General features: G+C 72.1%; 18 protein-coding genes. 12 read left to right on the top strand and 6 right to left on the bottom strand.

The window, feature by feature from the left end; translation table 11 throughout:
• Positions 1 to 63 precede the first annotated feature (63 nt).
• Positions 64 to 1,347, top strand: a complete 1,284-nt coding sequence (clpX, locus tag ACIGHB_RS22700; protein WP_360309418.1) for an ATP-dependent Clp protease ATP-binding subunit ClpX — start codon at positions 64 to 66, stop codon at positions 1,345 to 1,347.
• 71 nt (positions 1,348 to 1,418) lie between these two features.
• Here clpX and ACIGHB_RS22695 read toward each other — a convergent pair whose 3' ends face one another.
• Positions 1,419 to 2,333 carry a hypothetical protein gene (locus ACIGHB_RS22695; RefSeq protein ID WP_399915414.1) on the bottom strand — a complete coding sequence of 305 codons (915 nt, stop codon included), beginning with the start codon at positions 2,331 to 2,333 and terminating at the stop codon, positions 1,419 to 1,421.
• A 138-nt stretch (positions 2,334 to 2,471) separates the two neighbouring features.
• Here ACIGHB_RS22695 and ACIGHB_RS22690 point away from each other — a divergent pair, with 138 nt between their 5' ends.
• Positions 2,472 to 5,093, top strand: coding sequence for a valine--tRNA ligase (locus tag ACIGHB_RS22690; RefSeq protein WP_399915412.1), 2,622 nt, complete (start codon positions 2,472 to 2,474; stop codon positions 5,091 to 5,093).
• Between the two features lie 71 nt (positions 5,094 to 5,164).
• On the opposite strand, the gene ACIGHB_RS22685 is transcribed toward ACIGHB_RS22690, so the two are convergent.
• From ACIGHB_RS22685 to ACIGHB_RS22670, 4 genes are all read right to left on the bottom strand, one after another.
• Complete coding sequence (locus ACIGHB_RS22685; protein ID WP_360309412.1) at positions 5,165 to 6,511, bottom strand: glycosyltransferase; 1,347 nt, start codon at positions 6,509 to 6,511, stop codon at positions 5,165 to 5,167.
• A 46-nt stretch (positions 6,512 to 6,557) separates the two neighbouring features.
• A complete protein-coding gene (wecB, locus tag ACIGHB_RS22680) occupies positions 6,558 to 7,700 on the bottom strand; it encodes a non-hydrolyzing UDP-N-acetylglucosamine 2-epimerase (protein ID WP_360309410.1) in 1,143 nt (380 codons plus the stop codon).
• A gap of 131 nt (positions 7,701 to 7,831) precedes the next feature.
• A complete protein-coding gene (locus ACIGHB_RS22675) occupies positions 7,832 to 8,515 on the bottom strand; it encodes a response regulator transcription factor (protein ID WP_360309408.1) in 684 nt (227 codons plus the stop codon).
• Entirely contained in the window at positions 8,512 to 9,732 is a 1,221-nt protein-coding gene (locus ACIGHB_RS22670; protein WP_399915409.1) for an ATP-binding protein, read from the bottom strand. The genes ACIGHB_RS22675 and ACIGHB_RS22670 overlap by 4 nt, the downstream gene beginning before the upstream one ends.
• A 101-nt stretch (positions 9,733 to 9,833) precedes the next feature.
• Here ACIGHB_RS22670 and ACIGHB_RS22665 point away from each other — a divergent pair, with 101 nt between their 5' ends.
• Positions 9,834 to 10,973, top strand: coding sequence for an ATP-binding protein (locus tag ACIGHB_RS22665; protein ID WP_360309404.1), 1,140 nt, complete (start codon positions 9,834 to 9,836; stop codon positions 10,971 to 10,973).
• 131 nt (positions 10,974 to 11,104) lie between these two features.
• Here ACIGHB_RS22665 and ACIGHB_RS22660 read toward each other — a convergent pair whose 3' ends face one another.
• Entirely contained in the window at positions 11,105 to 12,127 is a 1,023-nt protein-coding gene (locus tag ACIGHB_RS22660; RefSeq protein WP_360309402.1) for a rod shape-determining protein, read from the bottom strand.
• Between the two features lie 101 nt (positions 12,128 to 12,228).
• Here ACIGHB_RS22660 and ACIGHB_RS22655 point away from each other — a divergent pair, with 101 nt between their 5' ends.
• From ACIGHB_RS22655 to ACIGHB_RS22615, 9 genes are all read left to right on the top strand, one after another.
• Entirely contained in the window at positions 12,229 to 13,755 is a 1,527-nt protein-coding gene (locus ACIGHB_RS22655; protein ID WP_399915406.1) for a bifunctional folylpolyglutamate synthase/dihydrofolate synthase, read from the top strand.
• A 6-nt stretch (positions 13,756 to 13,761) separates the two neighbouring features.
• Complete coding sequence (locus tag ACIGHB_RS22650) at positions 13,762 to 14,130, top strand: DUF4233 domain-containing protein (protein ID WP_360309398.1); 369 nt, start codon at positions 13,762 to 13,764, stop codon at positions 14,128 to 14,130.
• Positions 14,131 to 14,200: 70 nt separating this feature from the next.
• Positions 14,201 to 14,614 carry a nucleoside-diphosphate kinase gene (gene ndk, locus ACIGHB_RS22645; RefSeq protein WP_360309396.1) on the top strand — a complete coding sequence of 138 codons (414 nt, stop codon included), beginning with the start codon at positions 14,201 to 14,203 and terminating at the stop codon, positions 14,612 to 14,614.
• 258 nt (positions 14,615 to 14,872) lie between these two features.
• Positions 14,873 to 15,892, top strand: a complete 1,020-nt coding sequence (locus ACIGHB_RS22640; protein WP_019886273.1) for a rod shape-determining protein — start codon at positions 14,873 to 14,875, stop codon at positions 15,890 to 15,892.
• A gap of 76 nt (positions 15,893 to 15,968) precedes the next feature.
• A complete protein-coding gene (mreC, locus tag ACIGHB_RS22635; protein WP_399915403.1) occupies positions 15,969 to 17,033 on the top strand; it encodes a rod shape-determining protein MreC in 1,065 nt (354 codons plus the stop codon).
• A complete protein-coding gene (gene mreD, locus ACIGHB_RS22630) occupies positions 17,030 to 17,698 on the top strand; it encodes a rod shape-determining protein MreD (protein ID WP_360309392.1) in 669 nt (222 codons plus the stop codon). The genes mreC and mreD overlap by 4 nt, the downstream gene beginning before the upstream one ends.
• 19 nt (positions 17,699 to 17,717) lie before the next feature.
• On the top strand, positions 17,718 to 19,910 hold the full coding sequence (gene mrdA / locus ACIGHB_RS22625; protein ID WP_360309390.1) for a penicillin-binding protein 2: 2,193 nt from the start codon (positions 17,718 to 17,720) through the stop codon (positions 19,908 to 19,910).
• 4 nt (positions 19,911 to 19,914) lie between these two features.
• The gene (gene rodA / locus ACIGHB_RS22620; protein ID WP_360309388.1) at positions 19,915 to 21,114 is read left to right on the top strand and encodes a rod shape-determining protein RodA; all 1,200 of its coding nucleotides are present in this window, start codon (positions 19,915 to 19,917) and stop codon (positions 21,112 to 21,114) included.
• Positions 21,115 to 21,159: 45 nt separating this feature from the next.
• Entirely contained in the window at positions 21,160 to 22,683 is a 1,524-nt protein-coding gene (locus ACIGHB_RS22615; protein ID WP_399915399.1) for a CHAD domain-containing protein, read from the top strand.
• The last annotated feature ends 6 nt before the right edge of the window (positions 22,684 to 22,689 follow it).

Here is a 22,689-nt window from a genome sequence, read left to right as displayed (position 1 = left end):
CGTCGAATATGAGGCACCAGGAGTCGCTGAACCAGGCGCTCCCAGGCGAAGGGGAAGCACCTCGTGGCACGCATCGGTGATGGCGGCGATCTGCTCAAGTGCTCGTTCTGCGGAAAGAGCCAGAAGCAGGTGAAGAAGCTCATCGCGGGACCCGGTGTGTACATCTGCGACGAGTGCATCGACCTCTGCAACGAGATCATCGAAGAGGAACTCGCGGAGACGAGCGAGGTGCGCTGGGAGGAACTCCCCAAGCCCCGCGAGATCTACGAGTTCCTGGAGGGGTACGTCGTCGGCCAGGAGCCGGCGAAGAAGGCCCTCTCCGTCGCGGTGTACAACCACTACAAGCGCGTCCAGGCCGGCGAGAACGGCGGCGGGGCGGGCCGTGACGACGCCATCGAGCTGGCGAAGTCCAACATCCTGCTGCTGGGCCCCACCGGCTCCGGCAAGACGCTCCTGGCCCAGACGCTGGCCCGGATGCTCAACGTCCCGTTCGCCATCGCCGACGCGACGGCGCTGACGGAGGCCGGCTATGTCGGCGAGGACGTCGAGAACATCCTGCTGAAGCTGATCCAGGCCGCGGACTACGACGTCAAGAAGGCCGAGACCGGCATCATCTACATCGACGAGATCGACAAGGTCGCCCGTAAGAGCGAAAACCCGTCGATCACGCGAGACGTCTCCGGCGAGGGCGTGCAGCAGGCCCTCCTGAAGATCCTGGAGGGCACCACGGCCTCCGTCCCGCCGCAGGGCGGCCGGAAGCACCCGCACCAGGAGTTCATCCAGATCGACACGACGAACGTGCTCTTCATCGTGGGCGGCGCCTTCGCCGGCCTGGAGAAGATCATCGAGTCGCGGGCGGGCGCCAAGGGCATCGGCTTCGGGGCGACCATCCGCTCCAAGCGCGAGATCGAGGCGAGCGACCAGTTCCAGGAGGTCATGCCGGAGGACCTGGTGAAGTTCGGGATGATCCCCGAGTTCATCGGCCGTCTCCCCGTCATCACCTCGGTCCACAACCTGGACCGCGAGGCCCTCCTGAAGATCCTCGTCGAGCCGCGCAACGCGCTGGTGAAGCAGTACCAGCGCCTCTTCGAACTCGACGGCGTGGAGCTGGACTTCGACCGCCCGGCCCTGGAGGCCATCGCCGACCAGGCCATCCTCCGCGGCACGGGCGCGCGCGGCCTGCGCGCCATCATGGAGGAGGTCCTCCAGTCGGTGATGTACGAGGTCCCGTCCCGCAAGGACGTGGCCCGCGTGGTCATCACGGCGGACGTCGTCCGCAACAACGTGAACCCGACCCTGGTCCCCAGGATCGTCAAGAACGACGGCCGCCACGAGAAGTCGGCGTAACCGGAAGCACACGACGAAGGGGCGCCCCCACCGAGCCGGTGGGGGCGCCCCTTTCGCGTGCGCCGCGTGCGTCAGATCTTGACGCGGACTTCCTTGCGGAGCTTGGCCGTGATGGTGGCCGCCTCTTCGAGGGACCCGCCCTTGCCCGTGAGGATCGCGGACATGTCCATCGGGACGACGAAGCCCACGGTGCTGTGGTCGGCCCAGACGCAGAAGTTCATCGAGAAGGCCGGGGTGCCCGCGGCGGCGTCGGCCTTGCCCTTCGCCGACTGGCACTTGAGGACGGCGCCGTCGGCCTCGGCCGGGGTGAACGCCTGCGGGCTGCCGGCGAGCTCACCGCCGTCCTTGTCCTTCTCCGCCTCGGTCTTGATGCTGGCGAACAGCGAGTCGACGACCTTCTCGGGGTCCTCGATCTCGCCGTAGAGGCCGCTGAAGGAGAGCATTTTGCCCGCGAGCGGGTTCGACTCGTCCCCGGCCTTGTAGGTGGCGTCCACGCTCTTCGCGTTCTTGACGCCGTTCTTCTCGGCCTCCTTCAGAGCGTCCTTGCCGTCGGACTCGGACCCCTTCGCGTTCTTCTTGTACTCGGTCAGCACAGTCTCCGGCGTCACCAGCTTGTGCGGGCCGTCGTTCGCGACGTCGGCGCCGCCACCGCCGCCGATCAGGAAGTACGCGCCGACCGCGATCGCCGCCACGACGGCCACCGCGCCGATGATCAGCGGGGTCTTGGACTTCTTCGGGGCCGGCGGGTGGGGCACGTAGCCGCCGGGGCCCTGGGGGGCGCCGTACTGGGGCTGCTGGCCGTAGGGGCCGGGCTGCTGCGGGTAGCCGTAGCCGGGCTGCGGCGGCACGCCCTGGGGGGCCTGCTGGGGGTAGCCGTAACCGGGCTGCCCCTGCGGCGGCTGGCCGTACGGGCCGGGCTGCTGGCCGTAGGGCCCGGGCTGCTGAGGCTGCTGGCCCCCGTACGGACCCGGCTGGTTGTAGCTCATCTACTGCTTCCCCTCACAGGACGTTTATGCGTAGCGAACATCCTGTCGGAAGCCGAGGGGCGGTGGAGCGGTGGGGGTCACACCGTTACGGAACAATCGCGTTTCGGGACAAGGCCGAGACCCCCCTAAACTGGGCCCGTGACCGAGAACACTCAGCAGCAGACAGCGCCCACGACCGAACTGCCGACCCAGTACGCGCCGGCCGAGGTAGAGGGGCCGCTGTACGAGCGCTGGGTAGAGCGGGGCTATTTCACCGCCGACGCCACGTCCGACAAGCCGCCGTACACCATCGTCATCCCGCCGCCGAACGTCACGGGCGCCCTCCACCTGGGGCACGCCTTCCAGGTGACGCTCATGGACGCCCTGACCCGCCGCAAGCGTATGCAGGGCTTCGAGACCCTGTGGCTGCCCGGCATGGACCACGCCGGCATCGCGACCCAGAACAAGGTCGAGCAGCAGCTCGCCGAGGAGGGCAAGTCCCGCCACGACCTGGGCCGTGACGAGTTCGTCGAGCGCGTCTGGCAGTGGAAGGACGAGTACGGCGGCCGGATCCTCGGCCAGCTGCGCCGCCTCGGCGCCGGTCTCGACTGGTCGCGCGAGCGCTTCACCATGGACGAGGGCCTGTCCAGGGCCGTCCAGAAGATCTTCAAGGACCTGTACGAGGACGGTCTGATCTACCGCGCCGAGCGCATCATCAACTGGTGCCCGCGCTGTCTGACCGCGATCTCCGACATCGAGGTCGAGTACCAGGAGGACGCCGGCGAGCTGGTCTCCATCCGGTACGGGGAGGGCGAGGACAGCCTCGTCGTCGCCACGACCCGCGCCGAGACGATGCTCGGCGACACCGCCGTCGCCGTCCACCCCGAGGACGAGCGGTACAGGCACCTGGTCGGCAAGCGGATCAAGCTGCCGCTGACCGACCGCACGATCCCCGTCGTCGCCGACGAGCACGTCGACCCGGAGTTCGGCACCGGCGCCGTCAAGGTGACCCCGGCGCACGACCCGAACGACTTCGAGATCGGCCGCCGCCACGACCTGCCGTCCCTGACGGTCATGGACGAGCACGGCGTCATCACCGTCCACGGCCCCTTCCTCGGCCTGGACCGCTTCGAGGCCCGCTCGGCGATCGTCGGCGCGCTCAAGGAGCAGGGCCGGATCGTCGCCGAGAAGCGCCCGTACATGCACTCGGTGGGCCACTGCTCGCGCTGCAAGACGACCGTCGAGCCCCGACTGTCGATGCAGTGGTGGGTCAAGGTCGGCCCGCTGGCGCAGGCCGCCGGTGACGCGGTCCGCGACGGCTCCGTCGACATCCACCCGAAGGAGCTCTCCAAGCGCTACTTCGACTGGGTCGACAACATGCACGACTGGTGCATCTCGCGCCAGCTGTGGTGGGGCCACCGGATCCCGATCTGGTACGGCCCGAACGGCGAGGTCGTCTGCGTCGGACCGGACGACGAGGCCCCGGCGGGCGAAGGCTGGACCCAGGACCCCGACGTCCTCGACACCTGGTTCTCCTCCGGCCTGTGGCCGTTCTCCACCCTCGGCTGGCCGGACAAGACCCCGGACCTGGCGAAGTTCTACTCGACCGACGTCCTGCTCACCGGCCACGACATCATCTTCTTCTGGGTCGCCCGGATGATGATGTTCGGCCTGTACTCGATGGACGGCCAGGTCCCGTTCAAGACGGTCGCGCTCACCGGCCTCGTCCGCGACGAGTTCGGCAAGAAGATGTCGAAGTCCAACCCGAACGCGGTCGACCCGATCACGTGGATGGACGCGTACGGCTCCGACGCCGTCCGCTTCACCCTGGCCAAGGGCGCCACTCCGGGCGCGGACGTCCCGATCGGCGAGGACTGGGTCCAGGCGTCCCGGAACTTCGCCAACAAGATCTGGAACGCGACCCGTTTCGCGATGATGAACGGCGCCACCATCGAGGGCCCGCTGCCGGACGCCTCCGCGATGTCGGCGACCGACCGGTGGATCCTGTCCCGCCTCAACGAGACGGTCGCGCAGGTCGACGCGTACTACGACGACTTCCAGTTCGCGAAGCTGAGCGAGTCGCTCTACCACTTCGCGTGGGACGAGGTCTTCGCCTGGTACGTCGAGCTGTCGAAGACGACGTTCTTCGCGGGCGGCGAGGGCGCCAAGGTCTCCGGCCGGGTCCTCGGCGAGGTCCTGGACGTCATGCTGCGGCTGCTGCACCCGATCGTCCCGTTCGTCACCGACACCCTGTGGACCACGCTCACCGGCGGCGAGTCCCTCGTCGTCGCCGACTGGCCCCAGGACAGCGGCTTCCGTGACGAGGCCGCCGAGCGGGAGATCGAGCTGGTCCAGCGGGTCGTCACCGAGGTTCGCCGCTTCCGCAAGGAGCAGGGCCTCCAGGACGCCCAGAAGGTCCCGGCCCGCCTGGACCTGAGCGGTACCGCGCTGGCCGCGCACGAGGCCGCCATCCGCCAGATCCTGCGGCTCCAGCCGGAGGGCGACGCCTTCGAGGCCACCGCCTCCCTGCCGGTCGCGGGTGCGACGGTCTCGCTCGACCTCTCGGGCACCATCGACGTGGCCGCCGAGCGGAAGCGGCTCGCCAAGGACCTGGCCGCCGCCGAGAAGGAGAAGGCGCAGGCCGAGGCCAAGCTCGGCAACGAGGCGTTCCTCGCCAAGGCGCCCGACAACGTCGTGGACAAGATCAAGGGCCGCCTCGCCAAGGCGGACGAGGACATCGCCCGCATCCAGGCCCAGCTGGACAAGCTGCCGCAGGCGTAGCGCGTACGAGGGAAGGGCCCGGAACCGTCACGGTTCCGGGCCCTTCCGCGTACCCCCGGCGACGCCGTCCGTCAGGACTCCGTCGCCACCGGGCCGACGCCCGCCCGCTCCGCGTTGCGGCGGGTCTTGGCCCAGCCGGTGCGGCCCCGCAGCAGGCGGACGAAGCCGCGGGCCGAGACGAGGAACAGGTGGTAGGCGTACAGCCAGAGGGCGAGGCCCCACAGGACGCCCTTCACCCGCGAGCGGTCGCCGGCGAACTCCCGGCGGTAGACCGGGCCCCACAGGACGAAGGGGACGATCGAGATCAGGGCGAGGGCGAGGGCGAGCGGCCAGGCGGCGAGGACGACCTCGGCGGCGGTGCCGCCGGCGACGAGCGCCACGAACATGGCGGCGGTCAGCAGCAGGGTCGCGAGGTGCGCGATCGGCTGGAAGAAGGTGTAGAGCGACTCCAGGACACCGCGGGCCTTGTAGTGGCGGGAGGAGACGATCCGGCCGGCGTAGCGGACGCAGGAGATGTTGCCCTGCGCCCAGCGGGTGCGCTGGGTGAGGAAGCGGCGGGTGTACGGCAGCGCCTCCTGGCTCACCCAGGTGTCGTGGACGTGGGTGACCCGGTAGCCGGCCAGCCGCATGTGCAGGCCGAGTTCGTAGTCCTCCAGGAGCGCGTCCCGCTGCCAGGGGCGGCGTTCGGCGGCGGCGATCCGGTCGAGCGCGGTGAGCCGGGTGAACTGCCCGTTGCCGCCCAGGCCGACGGAGCCGGTGCGGCGGCGCAGCAGCTGCATCGCGGTGTTGGAGACGGCGAACTCCGCGTCCTGCGTGCGGATCAGGAGCCGGGCGTACGCGTTGGCGGCCCGGCCCCGGTCGGGCAGCGGGCGCTCGTCGTCGACGTTCCGCATCCGGACGCCGATCTGCACGCCGCCCGTGTCCGGGTCGCCGAACGCCTCCGGTCCGCTGACCAGGGCCAGGGCGTCGGGGGAGAGCTGCCCGTCGGCGTCGACGACGCAGACGATCACCCGCGCGCGGTCGGCGCCGGCCGGGAGATGGGTGTTCAGCGCGTCGTAGGCGGCGTTCAGGGCCGCGCCCTTGCCGATCCGGGCGTCCGGACGGTGCCGGGAGACCAGGTGGACGCGCGGGTCGCGGGCGCCGAGCGAGGCGACGATCGGGGCGGTCAGGTCGTCGCTGGCGTCGTCGATGACCCAGACGTGCCCGCTCGGGAAGCCGGCCCGCAGCCGGGCGACGGTGGTGGCGATCACGGCCTCCTCGTCGCGGCAGGGCACGAAGAAGTGCCAGTCGTACGCGGCCGGTTCGCCGGGCTCGGTGGGCCGGCGCCGGGCGTACGCGTGCCGGGCCCCGGCCCAGTACACGAGGAAGCAGCCGAGGAGCGCGAACGGGAAGACGTAGAGGACGAGTGGGAGGGTCATGGGGACGGTCTCCGGTGGGTGGGCGGCAGGAGCGGGGAGTTCGGGCTCAGGCGGCCATCGCCGCGACCCGGTCGGGGACGGCGCGGGCGACGGCCAGACGGGCGGTGAGGGTGGCGATCCGGCGGGAGGCGGTGCCGTCGCCGTACGGGCTGGGCAGCGCGGCCAGCCGGTCGAGGCCGGGCGCGCCCTCGGCGAGGCGGCGGCGGACGGCGGCGCCGATCCGCGGGCCGGGGGTGACGAGTTCGGCGAAGTCGGCCATGGCCTCGGGGCGTTCGGTGGAGCGGCGGACGACCACCAGCGGGCGGCCGAGGACCGTCGTCTCCTCCTGGACGCCGCCGGAGTCGGAGACGAGGACGGCCGCGTGCCGGGCGAGCGCCAGGAAGGTGCCGTAGCCGGCGGGCGGCAGCACGGTGACGCCGTCGAGCAGTCCGGTCAGTCCGGCGGCGTCGATCCGGGCCCGGGTGCGCGGGTGGAGGGGGAGGACGACGGGCAGCTCGGAGGCGAGTCCGGCGAGCTCGGTGAGGACGGCGCGGAGGGCGGCCGGGTCGTCGGTGTTCTCGGGGCGGTGCACGGTGGCCAGCACGTACGCGTCGGGCACGAGGCCGTGCGCGGCGAGCAGCGCGGCCCGCTCCCGGACGGGCGGCAGGTGGTCGCGTACCGCTTCGACGACCGGGTTGCCGGTGACGGCGATCCGCTCCTCGGGCAGGCCCTCGGCGAGCAGCAGGGCGCGGTTGTCGGGGGTGGCGGCGCAGAGCAGGTCGGCGAGGCGGTCGATGAGGACCCGGTTGTGCTCCTCGGGCATCGCCCGGTCGTGGCTGCGCAGCCCGGCCTCGACGTGGACCAGGGGCAGGTCGCGGGCGTTGGCGGCGAGCGCGCCGGCGAGAGCGGCGTTGGTGTCGCCCTGCACGATGACGGCGAGCGGAGGCTCGGCCGCGAAGAGTTCGTCGAGGGCGGCGAGCGCGGCGGCGACCTGGACGGCGCGCGGGTGGCCGCCGACGCCGGTGAGGTACTCCGGCTCGGGCAGGCCCAGCTCGGCCAGGAAGCCGCCCGACAGCTCCTCGTCGTAGTGCTGCCCGGTGTGGACGACCCGGGCGGCGGGACCGAGCACCCGGACGAGTTCGGCGAGCTTGACCAGCTCGGGGCGGGTACCGAGGACGACGGCGACACTGCGGGCGGGAAGGGTGTGCATGGCCTCGACGGTGACGCGGGCCGGTGGCGCGCTCCGGTGGCGCACGGTTGCCGGACGGTTGTCCCGGTCGGTTCGCCCGTGTTCGGGACGGTGGGCCCGGGACCTTCGTCCCCGGAACCGGGTGCTCTGCGTCACCCCGTCTCGTACCGGTAGCCGAGGCCGCGGACCGACTCGATCGGGTCGCGGGCCTGCGGCCCGCCCGCGTACCGCAGCTTCCGGCGCAGCCGCAGCACGCCGAACTTGACCCGGTCGCGGCCGACGGCGGAGGTGTCGTCCCACACCTGGTCGAGGAGCTGTTCGATGGTGACCACCCGGCCCCGGTTGCGGACCAGGAGCTGGAGGAGGCGGTACTCGATGTCGCTGAGCCGGATCTCGGAGCCGAGCCAGAGGGCGGAGCGGCGCTCCGGGATCAGCCGGAGGTCCTCCTCGACCGCCTCGCCGGCCCAGGAGCCGGGGCCGGTACGGCGGAGCAGGGCCTCGATACGGGCCAGCAGCTCGGCCTGGGCGAACGGTTTCACCAGGTAGTCGTCGGCGCCGGAGCGCAGCCCCCTGACCCGGTCGTCGAGCTCGCCGAGGCCGGAGAGGACGAGGACCGGCAGGTCGCTCATGTCCCGGGTGCGGTCCAGCACCTCCCAGCCGTCGAGGGCGGGCAGGACCAGGTCGAGCACCATCAGCGCGGGCCGCTCGGCGAAGAGCAGCCGCAGCGCCTCGCGCCCGTCGGCGGCGAGGGAGACGTCGTAACCGCTGCGGGTCAGCAGCACCCGCAGCGCCAGCGACAGATCGGGATCGTCCTCGACGACGAGCAGCCGGGTCACGGCCCGGGGCCTCCGTCCGGCGCGGGGCCGTCGCCCGGGGCGGGTCCGGGGCCGTCGTCCGCCGTGCGTCCGGGGCCTCCGTCCGTGCCGGTCAGCGGCAGCCGTACGGTGAAGACCGCGCCGGGGCCGTCGCGCCGGTCCCGGGCCGTGAGGGTGCCGCCGTGCAGCCGTACCGCCTCCAGAGCGCTCGCCAGGCCGAGGCCGGTGCCGGGGTAGCCGCCGCGCCGGGCGTTGGGGGCGCGGACGTACGGCGTGAAGACCTCCTCCTGGTACTCCAGCGGGACACCGATCCCGGTGTCCCTCACCTGGACGGTCCAGTGCCCGTCCCCGGCCCGCGCGCTGATCTCCACCCGCCCGCCGGCCGGGGTGAACCGCAGAGCGTTGGCGACCAGCTCCTCCAGGGCCCCGGTGAGCAGCCAGCCGTCGGCGGTCAGCGGCGGGCCGCCGGCCGGGACGTCGACGGTGAGGTAAGGACCCGCTCCGCCGGTCCGCTGGAGCGCTTCCAGGGCCACCCGCTCGACCAGCTCCGGGACGAGGACCCGGTCGCGGCGGGGCGCGGCGCGCCGGGGGTCGGCGGGGTCCTCGCCGGCGGCCCGGGGGAGCTTCTCGGCGATCGCGGTCATCCGGCGGGCGTTGCGCAGGATGGCCTCCAGATAGGCGGTCTGCTCGGGGCCGAGCGGGCCGCTCGCCGGGTCGAGCAGCAGCTCGGTGAAGCTGAGGACGGTGGCGAGCGGGGTGCGCAGCTCGTGCAGGGCCCGGCCGGCGAAGGCGGTGCGCTCGTCGGTGAGCTCCGCGAGACGGCGCTCCCGCTGGTCGAGCTCGTCCCGGGCCTCGTACCGGCGGGTGACGTCCTCGATCAGGAGCAGGTGGGCGGTGGCGCCGGCGGGGGAGCGGCGGCGGCGCAGGATCCGCCCGTCCGCGAGGTGGTAGTCGGCGGTCCGGGTGACGGGGCCGTGGGCGCGGGCGTCGGCGAGGAAACGGGCGCGTTCCTCCGGACGGGCGAGGAGCGCGGCGACGTGGGCGAGGAGCCGCTCGCCGCCGTCCCGCCCGGTCGGGTCCAGGCCGTCCGGCAGCCGGAGCAGGGCGCGGAAGCGCCGGTTCGCCCCCAGGACCCGGGGGCCGTCCCCGACGACGGCGGCCGCCTGCGGCAGCGCGTCGAGGAGGTCCGCGACCGCCGGCCGCGCGGGGGGATCCGCGGCGGGATGGGAATCGGGCACGTCTCCGAGTCAAACAGGAATAGGGACGAAGTGCCCGATCTCACAGCAGACGGGACTTCAGGTCCACGGCGTCGGGACCAAGGACCCTGGATGATGGAGGCATGGTCCGCCTCCCCACCGTCCCCGCGCTGCGCCGCTGTGCGGACCGGTGGGCCGCCTCGCCGCGCGCCCTGGACGTCGTCGCCGCGCTCAGCGCCTTCGCGCTGATGCTCCTCGACGTGCCGGGGCTCGCCCGCGCCGACAACTCGCTCACCGGCGTCACCGCCACCCTCGTCCTCGCCGGCGGCGCGGCCACCCTGGTCCTGCGCCGGCGGGCGCCCTGGGTTCCGTACCTCGTGGCGCTCGCGCTGATGGGCTGGCTGCACGAGGTGACGCTGATCCAGTTCGCGCTGTACTCGATCGGCCGCTTCCGGGGCCGGCGGGCCGCCGTCGCCGCCACCCTGCTCTACGTCGGGGTGGCGTACGGGTACTTCCTGACGCCCGGCTGGCCGGTCCGGCACGGCGCCACGCTGAGCGACTTCCTCAGCCTCGTCATCCCCATCGGGGTGCTCGCGGCGGGCGTGGGCATCGCCGCCCACCGCCACGACCTCGTCCGCGCCCTGGAGGTCCAGCGGCGCGAGGCCGCCGCCCGGCAGGCCGTCCAGGAGGAGCGCATCCAGGTCGGCCGGGACGTGCACGACCTGGTCGGGCGGGAGCTGACGGTGCTGTCGGTACGAGCCGAGGTGCTGGCGGTGCGGGCCCGCGGGGAGGCCCACCAGAAGGACTTCGAGGAGCTGGCCGACACCGCGCGGCGCGCCCACCTCATGCTGAACGAGACGATCGTGCGGCGCGCCGACCGGGACGGCGCCACGCCGGGCCTGGAGGGCCTGGCGGACCTGGCCGCCGAGAGCGAGCGGATGGGCAGCCCGGTGGACCTGGAGGTGGCCGAGGAGGTCAAGGCGCTGTCGCCGCTGCGGCAGACCGCGGTCCACCGCGTTGTCCAGGAGTGCCTGACGAACGCGGCGAAGCACGCGCCGGGGCTGCCGGTGCGGGTCGCGATCGGCGTCGCCGGCCCCGACCTGTGGATCGAGGTCCGCAACCCGCTGCCGAAGAGCCCGCCGGACCGCGCCCCCGTCTCCACCGGCACCGGCCTCGTCTCCATGGACGAACGGGTCGCCAGCATGGGCGGCACCCTCACGGCCGGCGCCCGGGACGACACTTACGAGGTCCGCGCCACCCTCCCGTCGGGCCTGCGCCGCTGACCGGGCTCCGGCATCCGACCCGGGAGGCCCCGCCAGGCCGGTGGGCCCGTAAACCCGTAAGCCCCGAGCCCGCCCCCCCCGTACGCCCCCGAGCCCGCCCCCGTACGCCCCCGTACGCCCCCGAGCCCGCCCTACCGCGCCCGTTCCGCCTTGCCCAGCACCCGCTGGAGGCCGTCGAAGTCCTCGACGCAGCGGCCGGAGCCGAGGGCCACGCAGTCGAGGGGGGCGTCGGCGACGAAGACCGGGATGCCCGTGGCCGAGGCCAGCCTGAGGTCCAGGCCCGGCAGCAGCGCCCCGCCGCCGGTCAGCACGATGCCGTGCTCCATCACGTCGCCGGACAGCTCCGGCGGGCACTCCTCCAGTGTCACCCGCACCGCCGCGATGACCGCCTCCACCGGCTCGTCCAGGGCCTCCCGGACCTCCGGCACGGTCAGCTCCACCGTCCGCGGCAGGCCGCTGACCTTCTCCCGGCCGCGCACGGTGAAGGTGCGCCGCTCGAACTCCTCGCCGCCCGGCACCGGCCACGCCGAGCCGATCGCGACCTTCACGTCCTCCGCCGTGCGCTCCCCGACGAGCAGCGAGTGCCGCTTGCGGACGTGGTCGGTGATCGCCGCGTCGAAACGGTCCCCGCCGACCCGCAGGGACTGCGCGGTGACGATCCCGCCGAGCGAGATCACCGCCACCTCGGTCGTCCCGCCGCCGATGTCGACGACCATCGAGCCGCGCGCCGAGGAGACCGGCAGCCCCGCCCCGATGGCCGCCGCCATCGGCTCCTCGATGAGGTGGACGGCCCGCGCGCCCGCCGAGATCGACGCGTGCACGATCGCCCGCCGCTCGACCGGCGTCACCCCGCTCGGCACGCAGACGACCATCCGGGTGCGCGGCCGGCGCCGCCCCGGCACCGCCTTGCGGACGAAGTGCCGGATCATCTCCTCGGCGGCCTCGTAGTCGCTGATCACCCCGTCCCGCAGCGGCCGGATCGCGGTGATCGACCCCGGGGTCCGGCCGATCGTCTCCTTCGCCTCCGCGCCGACCGCGAGCGCGTGCCGGGAGCCCTCCTGGACCGCCACCACGGACGGCTCGTTGAGCACGATGCCCTGCCCACGCGCGTAGAGGAGGGTGTTGGCCGTGCCGAGATCGATGCCTATGTCCATGATCGCCAAGTCTGCCCGGCGGCCCCGGCGGACGGCGGGCCGAAGGTCCCGGATGGGGTGGGTCCAAGGTCCTGTCGGTGGGTCTCCGTAGACTTGGGGGCGTGAGTGACCCCAGCGACCCGCGCGAGCACACCGACCACACCGACGACCTCGACGGCTTCGACGACATCGTCGGCGAAGAGACCGCCCGAGACCCCGACCTGGCGGTGATCGAGGCCGGCAGCCGCACCCTGCGCACCCAGGCCGGACCGCCGCAGGGCGACCCCGTGCCGACCCGCCCCGAGGACCCGGAGCTGGACAAGGCGCTGCGCGAGGTCGAGACCGAGCTCTCGACCCGCTGGGGCGAGACCAAGCTGGACCCCTCGGTGCAGCGGATCGCGGCGCTCGTGGACGTGCTCGGCGAGCCGCAGCGCGCGTACCCCTCGATCCACATCACGGGCACCAACGGCAAGACGTCGACAGCCCGCATGATCGAGTCCCTGCTCGGCGCCTTCGAGCTGCGCACCGGCCGCTACACCTCGCCGCACGTGCAGACCATCACCGAGCGGATCAGCCTGGACGGCGCCCCGATCACCGCCGAGCGGTTCATCGAGACGTACCAGGACGTCAAGCCGTACGTGGAGCTGGTCGACGCCCGGGAGGAGTACCGCCTCTCCTTCTTCGAGGTGCTCACCGCGATGGCCTACGCCGCCTTCGCGGACGCCCCGGTCGACGTCGCCGTCGTCGAGGTCGGCATGGGCGGCACCTGGGACGCGACCAACGTGATCGACGGCTCCGTCGCCGTCGTCACCCCGATCGACCTGGACCACACCGACCGGCTCGGCGAGACCACCGGCGAGATCGCCGGGGAGAAGTCCGGGATCATCAAGCAGGGCGCCACCGTCATCCTCGCCCAGCAGCCGGTCGACGCCGCCCAGGTGCTCCTCAAGAAGGCCGTCGACGTCGACGCGACCGTGGCCCGCGAGGGCATGGAGTTCGGCGTCGTCTCCCGCGAGGTGGCCGTCGGCGGACAGCTGCTGACCCTGCGCGGCCTCGGCGGCGAGTACGAGGAGATCTTCCTCCCGCTCCACGGCGCCTACCAGGCGCACAACGCGGCCGTGGCGCTCGCCGCCGTCGAGGCGTTCTTCGGCATCGGCGCCGAGCACGCCCGCACCCTCGACATCGACACGATCCGGCGCGCCTTCGCGCAGACCTCCTCGCCCGGCCGCCTCGAAGTGGTCCGCTCCTCCCCGACGGTCATCCTCGACGCCGCGCACAACCCGCACGGCGCCCGCGCCACCGCCGAGGCCGTCTCCGAGGCGTTCGGCTTCTCCCGGCTCATCGGCGTCGTCTCCACCAGCGGCGACAAGGACGCCCGCGGGTTCCTGGAGGCGTTCGAGCCGATCTTCGCCGAGATCGTCATCACCCAGAACTCCACCCCCCGCGCCACCGACGCCGACGCGCTCGCCGCGGTCGCCGTCGAGGTCTTCGGCGAGGACCGGGTCGTCGTGGAGCCCCGGCTGCCCGACGCCCTGGAGGCGGCGATCACGCTCGCCGAGGAGGAGGCCGAGTACGGCGGCGCCGGCGTGCTGGTGACCGGTTCGATCTTCACGGTCGGCGACGCCCGGCTGCTGCTCAAGAGGGGCTGACCCGGTATGCGTACGCTCTGCTCGTCCACCCTCATCGGCGAGTTCTTCGTCATCGGCTTCGCCGGTCTCGTCGCCATGAAGGACGACTCCCTCACCACCTCCACCGTCTGGTGGGTGTGCGGCGTCGCCATGGTCCTCTCCGTGCTGCTCTGCGGGATGATCACCCGTCCCGGTGGCGTGCAGCTCGGCTGGGCCCTCCAGATCGGGCTGATCCTCAGCGGCTTCTTCGTCCCCGTCATGTTCTTCCTCGGGGCCGTCTTCGCCGTCCTGTGGTGGTGCTCGGTGCACTACGGGCGCAAGGTGGACGAGATCAAGGCCCGCTGGGCCGCCTCGAACGCCACGGCCCAGGGATCCGCAGGGCCTGACGCTGCGTGACGGGGAGCGGTGCGGGCCCTGTAGATTCGTAGGCCCGCACATGCACACCCCTCCCGAAGGAGTTCCCCCCGTGAGCCAGCGCACGCTCGTCCTGCTCAAGCCCGACGCGGTCCGCCGCGGCCTGATCGGCGAGATCATCGGCCGCATCGAGCGCAAGGCCGGCTGGACCCTCGCGGCCCTGGAGCTGCGCGAGCTGGACCAGGAGACGCTGGAGCTCCACTACGGCGAGCACAAGGGCAAGCCCTTCTACGAGCCGCTGATGGGCTTCATGTCCTCCGGTCCGGTCGTCGCGCTCGTCGTCGAGGGCGAGCGGGTCATCGAGGGCGTCCGCCAGCTGGCCGGCCCGACCGACCCGATCGCCGCCGCCCCGGGCTCCATCCGCGGCGACTTCGGCACCATCGTCCGCGAGAACCTCATCCACGCCTCGGACTCCGAGGAGTCCGCCGCGCGCGAGCTGAAGATCTTCTTCCCCGGTCTCGCCTGACCCGGGTCCTCCCCGGCCCGGTCCGCCGCGCGGCGACCTCCGGCTGACCCGCCGTCAGCCGAACAGCAGCCAGTTGTGGGGCGACCGAAGGAATTCGGCCGCCCCCAGGCATATGAACGCCAATCCCGGGAACGGATCGCCGCGTCCTACCGTCACCTAGTACAGAGGTGGACCAGCGCGCGCCATCCCGCGTGAGCGGCACTACGATGAAAACTCTTCGCCGCACCACCCTCAGCCATGGGAAACAAGGGGAACTTCATGTCGTTCATCGGCCGTGACATGGCTGTCGACCTCGGGACCGCCAACACGCTGGTGTACGTCAGGGGTCGAGGCATCGTCCTCAACGAGCCGTCCGTCGTCGCGATCAACACCAACACCGGCGGAATCCTCGCGGTGGGTGCCGAGGCGAAGAAGATGATCGGCAGGACCCCCGGCAACATCGTCGCCGTCCGCCCGCTGAAGGACGGCGTCATCGCCGACTTCGAGATCACCGAGCGGATGCTCCGCTACTTCATCCTCAAGATCCACAAGCGGCGCTACCTCGCCCGCCCCCGGGTCGTCGTCTGCGTGCCCTCCGGCATCACCGGAGTCGAGCGCCGCGCCGTCATCGAGGCGTCCACCCAGGCGGGCGCCCGTCAGGTGCACATCATCGAGGAGCCCATGGCCGCCGCCATCGGCTCCGGCCTCCCCGTCCACGAGGCCACCGGCAACATGGTCGTCGACATCGGCGGCGGCACCACCGAGGTCGCGGTCATCTCCCTCGGAGGAATCGTCACGGCACAGTCGATCCGGGTCGCCGGCGACGAGCTGGACAACGCGATCATCCAGCACATCAAGAAGGAGTACTCGCTCCTCCTCGGCGAGCGCACCGCCGAACAGATCAAGATCACCATCGGTTCGGCCTACGACCTGGAGCAGGACGAGCACACCGAGATCCGCGGCCGCGACCTCGTCTCCGGCCTCCCGAAGACCGTCGTCATCTCGGCCGCCGAGGTCCGCAAGGCGATCGAGGAGCCGGTCAACGCGATCGTCGACGCCGTGAAGACCACCCTCGACAAGTGCCCGCCGGAGCTCTCCGGTGACGTGATGGACCGCGGCATCGTTCTCACGGGTGGCGGCGCCCTGCTGCGCGGCCTCGACGAGCGGCTGCGCCGCGAGACCGGCATGCCGATCCACATCGCCGAGGACCCGCTGGACTCGGTCGCCCTCGGATCGGGCAAGTGCGTCGAGGAGTTCGAGGCCCTCCAGCAGGTCCTGGACGCCCAGCCGCGCCGCTGACCCATCGGCCGGGCGCGAGCCCGTACGGTACGAACATCTGCACAACGAACCACGAGGAAGGGCACGGCCGCCGCACGTGAGGGACACACGAGAGAGCCGGCTGCTCCTGGTGCTGCTGGTCGCCGTCGCGTTCGCGCTGATCACGGTCGACATCCGCGGCGGCCAGGAGTCGCCGGTCGACGGCGCCCGGCAGGCCGCCGCCGCCGTCTTCGGCCCCGTCGAGAACGGCGTCGCGGCCGCGGTCGACCCGATCGGCAACGCCATAGGCGCCGTCCGCGACTCCGGCGAGCGCAACACCCGCATCGCCGCCCTGGAGAAGGAGAACGCCGAGCTCAAGGCCGAGCTCGGCAGCGACGACCGCAACCGCAACCGGGTGCGCGAACTCGACGCCCTGCTCAAGACCGCCGGCGCCGGCCAGTACGGCATCAAGGGCGCCCAGGTCATCGCCATAGGGTCGGCCCAGGGCTTCTCCTGGACCGTCACCATCGACGTCGGCGCCCGCGACGGCATCCAGCGCGACATGACCGTCCTCAACGGCGCCGGACTCGTCGGCCGGGTCACCACCGTCGGCCCGTCCACCTCCACGGTCCTCCTCGCCAACGACCCCGACTTCACCGTCGGCACCCGGATGGAGAAGAGCGACGAACTCGGCTTCGCCACCGGCCAGGGCGACCGCCCGCTCCTCGTCCAGCTCCTCAACGGCAAGGCCAAGGTGAAGGCGGGCGACCGCCTCGTCACCTTCGGCTCGGCCGGCAACCGGCCGTTCGTACCCGGCGTGCCCGTCGGCGAGATCGTCCGCGTCGACCCGCTGGGCGGCGGCCTCACCCGCAACGTCTACGTCCGCCCGTACGTCGGCTTCAGCAAGCTCGACATCGTCGGCGTCGTCGTGCAGGCCCCCCGCTCCGACCCGCGCGACACGGTGCTGCCGGAGAAGCCGAAGCCCGCGCCGACCGTCACCGTCACGGTCACCGCGAAGCCGCCCGCCGACGGCGAGCAGGCCGGCGAACAGCCCCAGGGCCAGGCCGAGCAGCCGATCCAGGACCAGGACCAGAACCCGGCCGCGCAGGACCAGGCCCAGCCGCGGAACGAGGGCCAGGCTCAGGATCAGAACCCGGACGACCAGGAGGACGCGACACCGTGAAGTTCAACCGCATCCTCCTCTCCGCGACCCTGATCGTGGTCGCCCTCGTCGTCCAGGTCTCCGTCCTCGCCCGGCTCCAGCTCCCCGGCGCCGTCCCCGACCTCGTCCTCCTCACCGTCGTCGCCCTCGCGCTCGTCCACGGCCCCGTCACCGGCTCGCTCGTCGGCTTCTCCGCCGGCCTCCTCGCCGACCTGGCCCCGCCCGCCGACCACGCCGCAGGACGCTACGCCCTCGTCCTCTGCGTCGTCGGCTACCTCGTCGGCCTCGTCCGGCCCGAGAACGGCCGCTTCACCTCCGCGATCGGCCCGATGGCCGCCGTCGTCGGCGCCGCCGTCGGCTCGACCCTGCTCTACGCGGGCGTCGGCGCCCTCGTCGGCGACACCGCCGCCCGCCACGTCGGCCTCGCCTCGCTGCTCTTCACCGCCGTCGTCTACGACCTGCTGCTGGCCCCCTTCACCGTGCCGCTCATCATGGCGCTGGCCCGCCGCGCCGAGAACGACCCGGTCGCCGACGCCACGGGGGCGGGCGCGGGAGACGTCGCCTCCGGCTGGCTCGCCTCCGGCACCGGCCTGAGGATCGGCACCCAGCGCGGCGGCCTCCGCGTCAAGGCCGCCCGCACCCGCGCCGGCCGCGCCGGACGCATCAAGGGAGTCAAGCGACTGTGACCGAGGGGGCACCGGCAGCATGAGCAACATCCCCGAGACCGGACGGACCCCACGGGTCCAGACCCGGCTCATCGTCATCCAGGTCCTCGTCTTCTCGCTGCTGCTCACCCTGGGCGGCCGGCTCTGGTACCTCCAGATCCGCAACGGCAAGGAGTACGCCGACGAGGCCAAGTCCAACAACATCCAGCAGGTCGTCACCCCGGCCGTCCGCGGCTCCATCCTCGACGCCCGCGGAGTCCCGCTCGCCGACAACGAGACCCGGCTCGTGGTCTCCGCCTCGCGCACCGAGCTGATGAAGATGAAGGACGACGGCGAAGCCGTCCTCACCCGGCTCGCCGGCGTCCTGAACATGAAGCCCGAGGACGTCGCCAACAAGATCCGGCTCTGCGACTCCAAGACGCCCAAGCCCTGCTGGAACGGCTCGCCCTACCAGCCGATCCCGGTCACCGACGAGGCCACCGTCCAGCAGGCGCTCACCATCCGGGAGAGCACCGAGGACTTCCCCGGAATCACCGCCGAGCTCACCGCCGTCCGCCGCTACCCGGCCCCCGGCAAGGCCCGCACCGCCCAGGTCCTCGGCTACCTCTCGCCCGTCACCGACGACGAGATCACCAAGGCCAAGGACACCGACTCCCCCTTCCTCCGCTCCGACCAGGTCGGCCGCTCCGGCATCGAGCGCACCTACGACAAGGAGCTGCGCGGCAAGGCCGGCGTGACCCGCTACGAGGTCGACAACCTCGGGCGCGTCATGGGCCAGACCAAGTCCGACCCGGGCGTGGCCGGCTCCACCCTCGTCACCAGCATCGACGCCCGCGTCCAGTCCGTCGCCGAGTACGAGCTCGCGCAGGCGATGAAGACCGTCCGCGGCGAGACCGACAAGATCACCGGCCGCAAGTACGAGGCCGACTCCGGCGCCGTCGTCGTCATGGAGACCAGGACCGGGCGCGTCGTCGCCATGGCCTCCCAGCCCGACTACGACCCCAACGTCTGGATCGGCGGCATCTCCGCCAAGGACTACGCCGCCCTCACCAGCAAGAACTCCAACTACCCGCTGCTCAACCGCGGCATCCAGGGCCAGGCCCCGGCCGGCTCCATCTTCAAGGTGATCTCCGCGAGCGCCGCCGTCCGGGCCGGCTACGACTTCAACGACAAGTACAACTGCAGCGCCTCCTACAGCCTCGGCAGCCGCAGCTTCGCCAACTTCGAGTCCCAGGGCCACGGCCCCATCACCCTCGGGGACGCCCTCAAGTACTCCTGCAACACCGTCTTCTACGCCCTCGGCCACAAGGAGTGGCAGAAGGACGGCGGCATCACCGCGAACAAGGACTCCAAGGACTGGTTCTACGTGACCGCCCGCGACTTCGGCCTCGGCTCGGAGACCGGCATCGACCTGCCCAACGAGGTCAAGGGCCGGATCCCGGACCGCCAGTGGAAGCAGGCGTTCTGGGAGGCCAACAAGGACGCCTGGTGCAAGCAGGGCAAGAAGGGCGGCAGCTACGTCGAGCAGATCGCGTACGAGAACTGCCTCGAAGGCAACCAGCTGAAGGCGTACGACAGCATCAACTTCGCCATCGGACAGGGCGACGTCCTCGTCACCCCCATCCAGATGGCCACCATCTACGCGGCCATCAGCAACGGCGGCACCCTCTACGACCCCTCCGTCGGCAAGGCCGTCATCAGCCCCGACGGCAAGCAGATCCGCGAGATCAAGCCCAAGGCCCACGGCAAGCTGCCCGTCAGCGCCGAGACCGTCCGCGACCTCGACAAGGGCCTGCGCTCCGTCGTCGAACCCGGCGGCACCGCCGCCTGGCGCTTCGGCGGCTGGCCCCAGGACAAGATCCCGATGCGCGCCAAGACCGGCACCGCCCAGGTCTACGGCAAGCAGACCACCTCTTGGCTCGCCACCTACACCGACGACTTCACCATCGTCATGACCATCTCCCAGGGCGGCACCGGCTCCGGCGCCTCCGGCCCCGCCGTCCGCAACATCTACGACGCCCTCTACGGCCTCGACGACGCCGGCAACCAGGACCTCAAGCGCGCCCTGCTCCCCGGGCCGCAGAAGACGCTGCCCAAGGTCCAGCCCGACGGCACCATCGACGCGCCGACGATCAAGGCGTACGACCCCAAGTCCCAGCTGGTCGACCCGAACGAGGCGAACGGCGCCGCGCCGCCGCCGCTCGCGGGCACGCCCCCCAACAGGAGGGACTGACCCGATGCCGAAGCGGAGAAGATTCTTCGTCTCCCGTTACGCCCCCGAGCGCGGCACCCTCGCCCGGCTGACCGCCCGCGACTCGGTGGTCCGCCGGCTCGACTGGCCGATCCTGCTCTCGGCCCTGGCGCTCTCCCTCATCGGCTCGCTGCTGGTGTGGTCGGCGACCCGGGGCCGCACCGAGCTGAACAACGGCGACCCGTACTACTTCCTCTTCCGCCACCTGCTCAACACCGGCATCGGCGTGGTGCTGATGATCGGCACGGTCTGGCTCGGCCACCGCACCCTGCGCGGCGCCGTCCCGTTCCTCTACGGCCTGTCGATCGTGTTGATCCTCGCCGTCCTCACCCCGCTCGGCGCCACCATCAACGGCGCCCACGCGTGGATCGTGGTCGGCGGCGGCTTCTCGCTCCAGCCCAGCGAGTTCGTCAAGATCACCATCATCCTGGTGATGGCGATGCTGCTCGCCTCGAAGGTGGACGCGGGCGACCAGATCCATCCGGACCACGGCACCGTCGCCAAGTCCCTGGTGCTCGCCGCCCTCCCCATGGGCATCGTCATGCTCATGCCCGACCTCGGCTCGGTCATGGTGATGATCGTGATCGTGCTCGGCGTCCTGCTCGCCTCCGGCGCCTCCAACCGCTGGGTCCTCGGCCTCATCGGCTCCGGCATCGCCGGCGCGGTCCTCGTCACCACCCTCGGCATGCTCGACGAGTACCAGATCAACCGCTTCGCCGCCTTCGCCAACCCCGACCTCGACCCCTCCGGCGTCGGCTACAACACCAACCAGGCCCGCATCGCCATCGGCGGCGGCGGACTCAGGGGCGCCGGCCTCTTCAACGGCCACCAGACCAGCGGCCAGTTCGTCCCCGAACAGCAGACCGACTTCGTCTTCACCGTCGCCGGCGAGGAGCTGGGCTTCATCGGCTCCGGCTTCATCCTGCTGCTGATCGGCATCGTCCTCTGGCGGGCCTGCCGGATCGCCCGCGAGACCACCGAGCTGTACGGCACCATCGTCGCCGCCGGCATCATCGCCTGGTTCGCCTTCCAGTCCTTCGAGAACATCGGCATGAACCTCGGCATCATGCCCGTCGCCGGCCTGCCGCTGCCCTTCGTCTCCTACGGCGGTTCGTCGATGTTCGCCGTCTGGGTCGCGATCGGACTCCTCCAGTCCATCCGGGTGCAGCGCCCGATGACCGCCTGACGCGACCGAGGCATGCGAGACCGCCCCGGCGGTTAGATTCGACGTATGGCGGAGACCAAGCGCGAGATCGAGCGGAAGTACGAAGCCACCGAGGAGACCCGGCTGCCGGACCTCACCCGCGCGGCCGGGGTCGCCTCGGTCACCGGCGAGGGCGTCACCGCGCTCGACGCGGTCTACTACGACACGGCCGACCTGAGACTCGCGGCCGACTCCCTCACGCTCCGGCGCCGCACCGGCGGCCGGGACGCCGGCTGGCACCTCAAGTTCCCCGTCGCCGCCGGCGTCCGCGACGAGATCGCGGCCCCGCTCTCGGAGACCCTCCCGCCCTCCCTGGCGGAGCTCCTGCGCTCCCGGCTGCGCCACACCGAGGTCGTCCCCGTCGTCCGCCTCCGCTCCTCCCGCGACGTGAAGCACCTGAGGGACGCCGACGGCACGATCCTCGCCGAGCTCTCCGTGGACACCGTCCACGCCGACCGCCTCCTCGGCGGCGGCGGCTCGGCCGCCTGGACCGAGATCGAGGTCGAGCTCGCCGACGACACCGACCCGGCGGTCCTCGACGCCGTCGAGAAGCGGCTGCGGAAAGCCGGCATCCACCCCTCCGAAGCCCCCTCCAAACTGGCCCACGCCCTCGACCGGACCGGCCTCGCCCCCCAGCCCCGCCACCCCACGCCGCCGGCCGGTGACGGCACGGCGGGCGCCGCCGTCCTCGCGTACGTCCGGGAACAGATCGAGGCCGTCGTCCGGCTCGACCCCGCCGTCCGCCGCGACCTGCCCGACGCCGTCCACCAGATGCGGGTCGCCTGCCGCCGCCTCCGCAGCGCCTTCAAGACCTACCGCAAGGTCCTCGACCGCGAGGTCACCGACCCGATCGGCGCCGAGCTCAAGTGGCTCGCCGGCGAGCTCGGCCACTCCCGCGACCAGGAGGTCCTGGACGCCCGGATCGGCGACGCCCTCGACGCGCTGCCCCGCGACCTGCGCCACGGCCCCGTCCGCGGCCGCCTCCGCACCTGGGGCAACGCCCGCTCCCGTAGCGCCCGGCACCAGGCCCTCGACGCCCTCGACTCACCCCGCCACCTCGCCCTCCTCGACACCCTCGACGGACTGCTCGCCGACCCGCCGCTGCGGCCCGCCGCCCGGAAGAAGGCCGGCAAGGTACTGCCGAAGGCGATCCGCCGCGACCACCGGCGCCTCGCCGACCGGATGGGCCCCGCGCTCGGCCTCGACCCCGGCCACGAGCGCGACCTCGCCCTCCACGAGGCCCGCAAGGCCGCCAAACGGACCCGGTACGCCGCCGAGGCCGCCGCCCCGGCCCTCGGCAAGCCGGCGAAGCGGTTCGCCAAGAAGGTGAAGAAGGTCCAGAGCCTCCTCGGCGACCACCAGGACACCGTCGTCGCCCGCACCGCCCTGGACGACCTCGCCCGCCAGGCCGAATCGGCCGGCGAACCCTCCTTCACCTGGGGCGTTCTCCACGCCCGCCAGGAAGCCGCCGCCGCGGCCCAGGAGCGGAGGCTGCCGGAGGTGTGGGAGAAGGCCGTGACGCCGGGACTCCGGGCGGCGCTGGGCCACTGAGCACCG

Origin of the sequence: Streptomyces sp. NPDC085460, assembly GCF_044541975.1 — a bacterium.
Taxonomy (GTDB): Bacteria; Actinomycetota; Actinomycetes; order Streptomycetales; family Streptomycetaceae; genus Streptomyces.
This window is presented reverse-complemented; position numbering and strand designations above follow the sequence as displayed.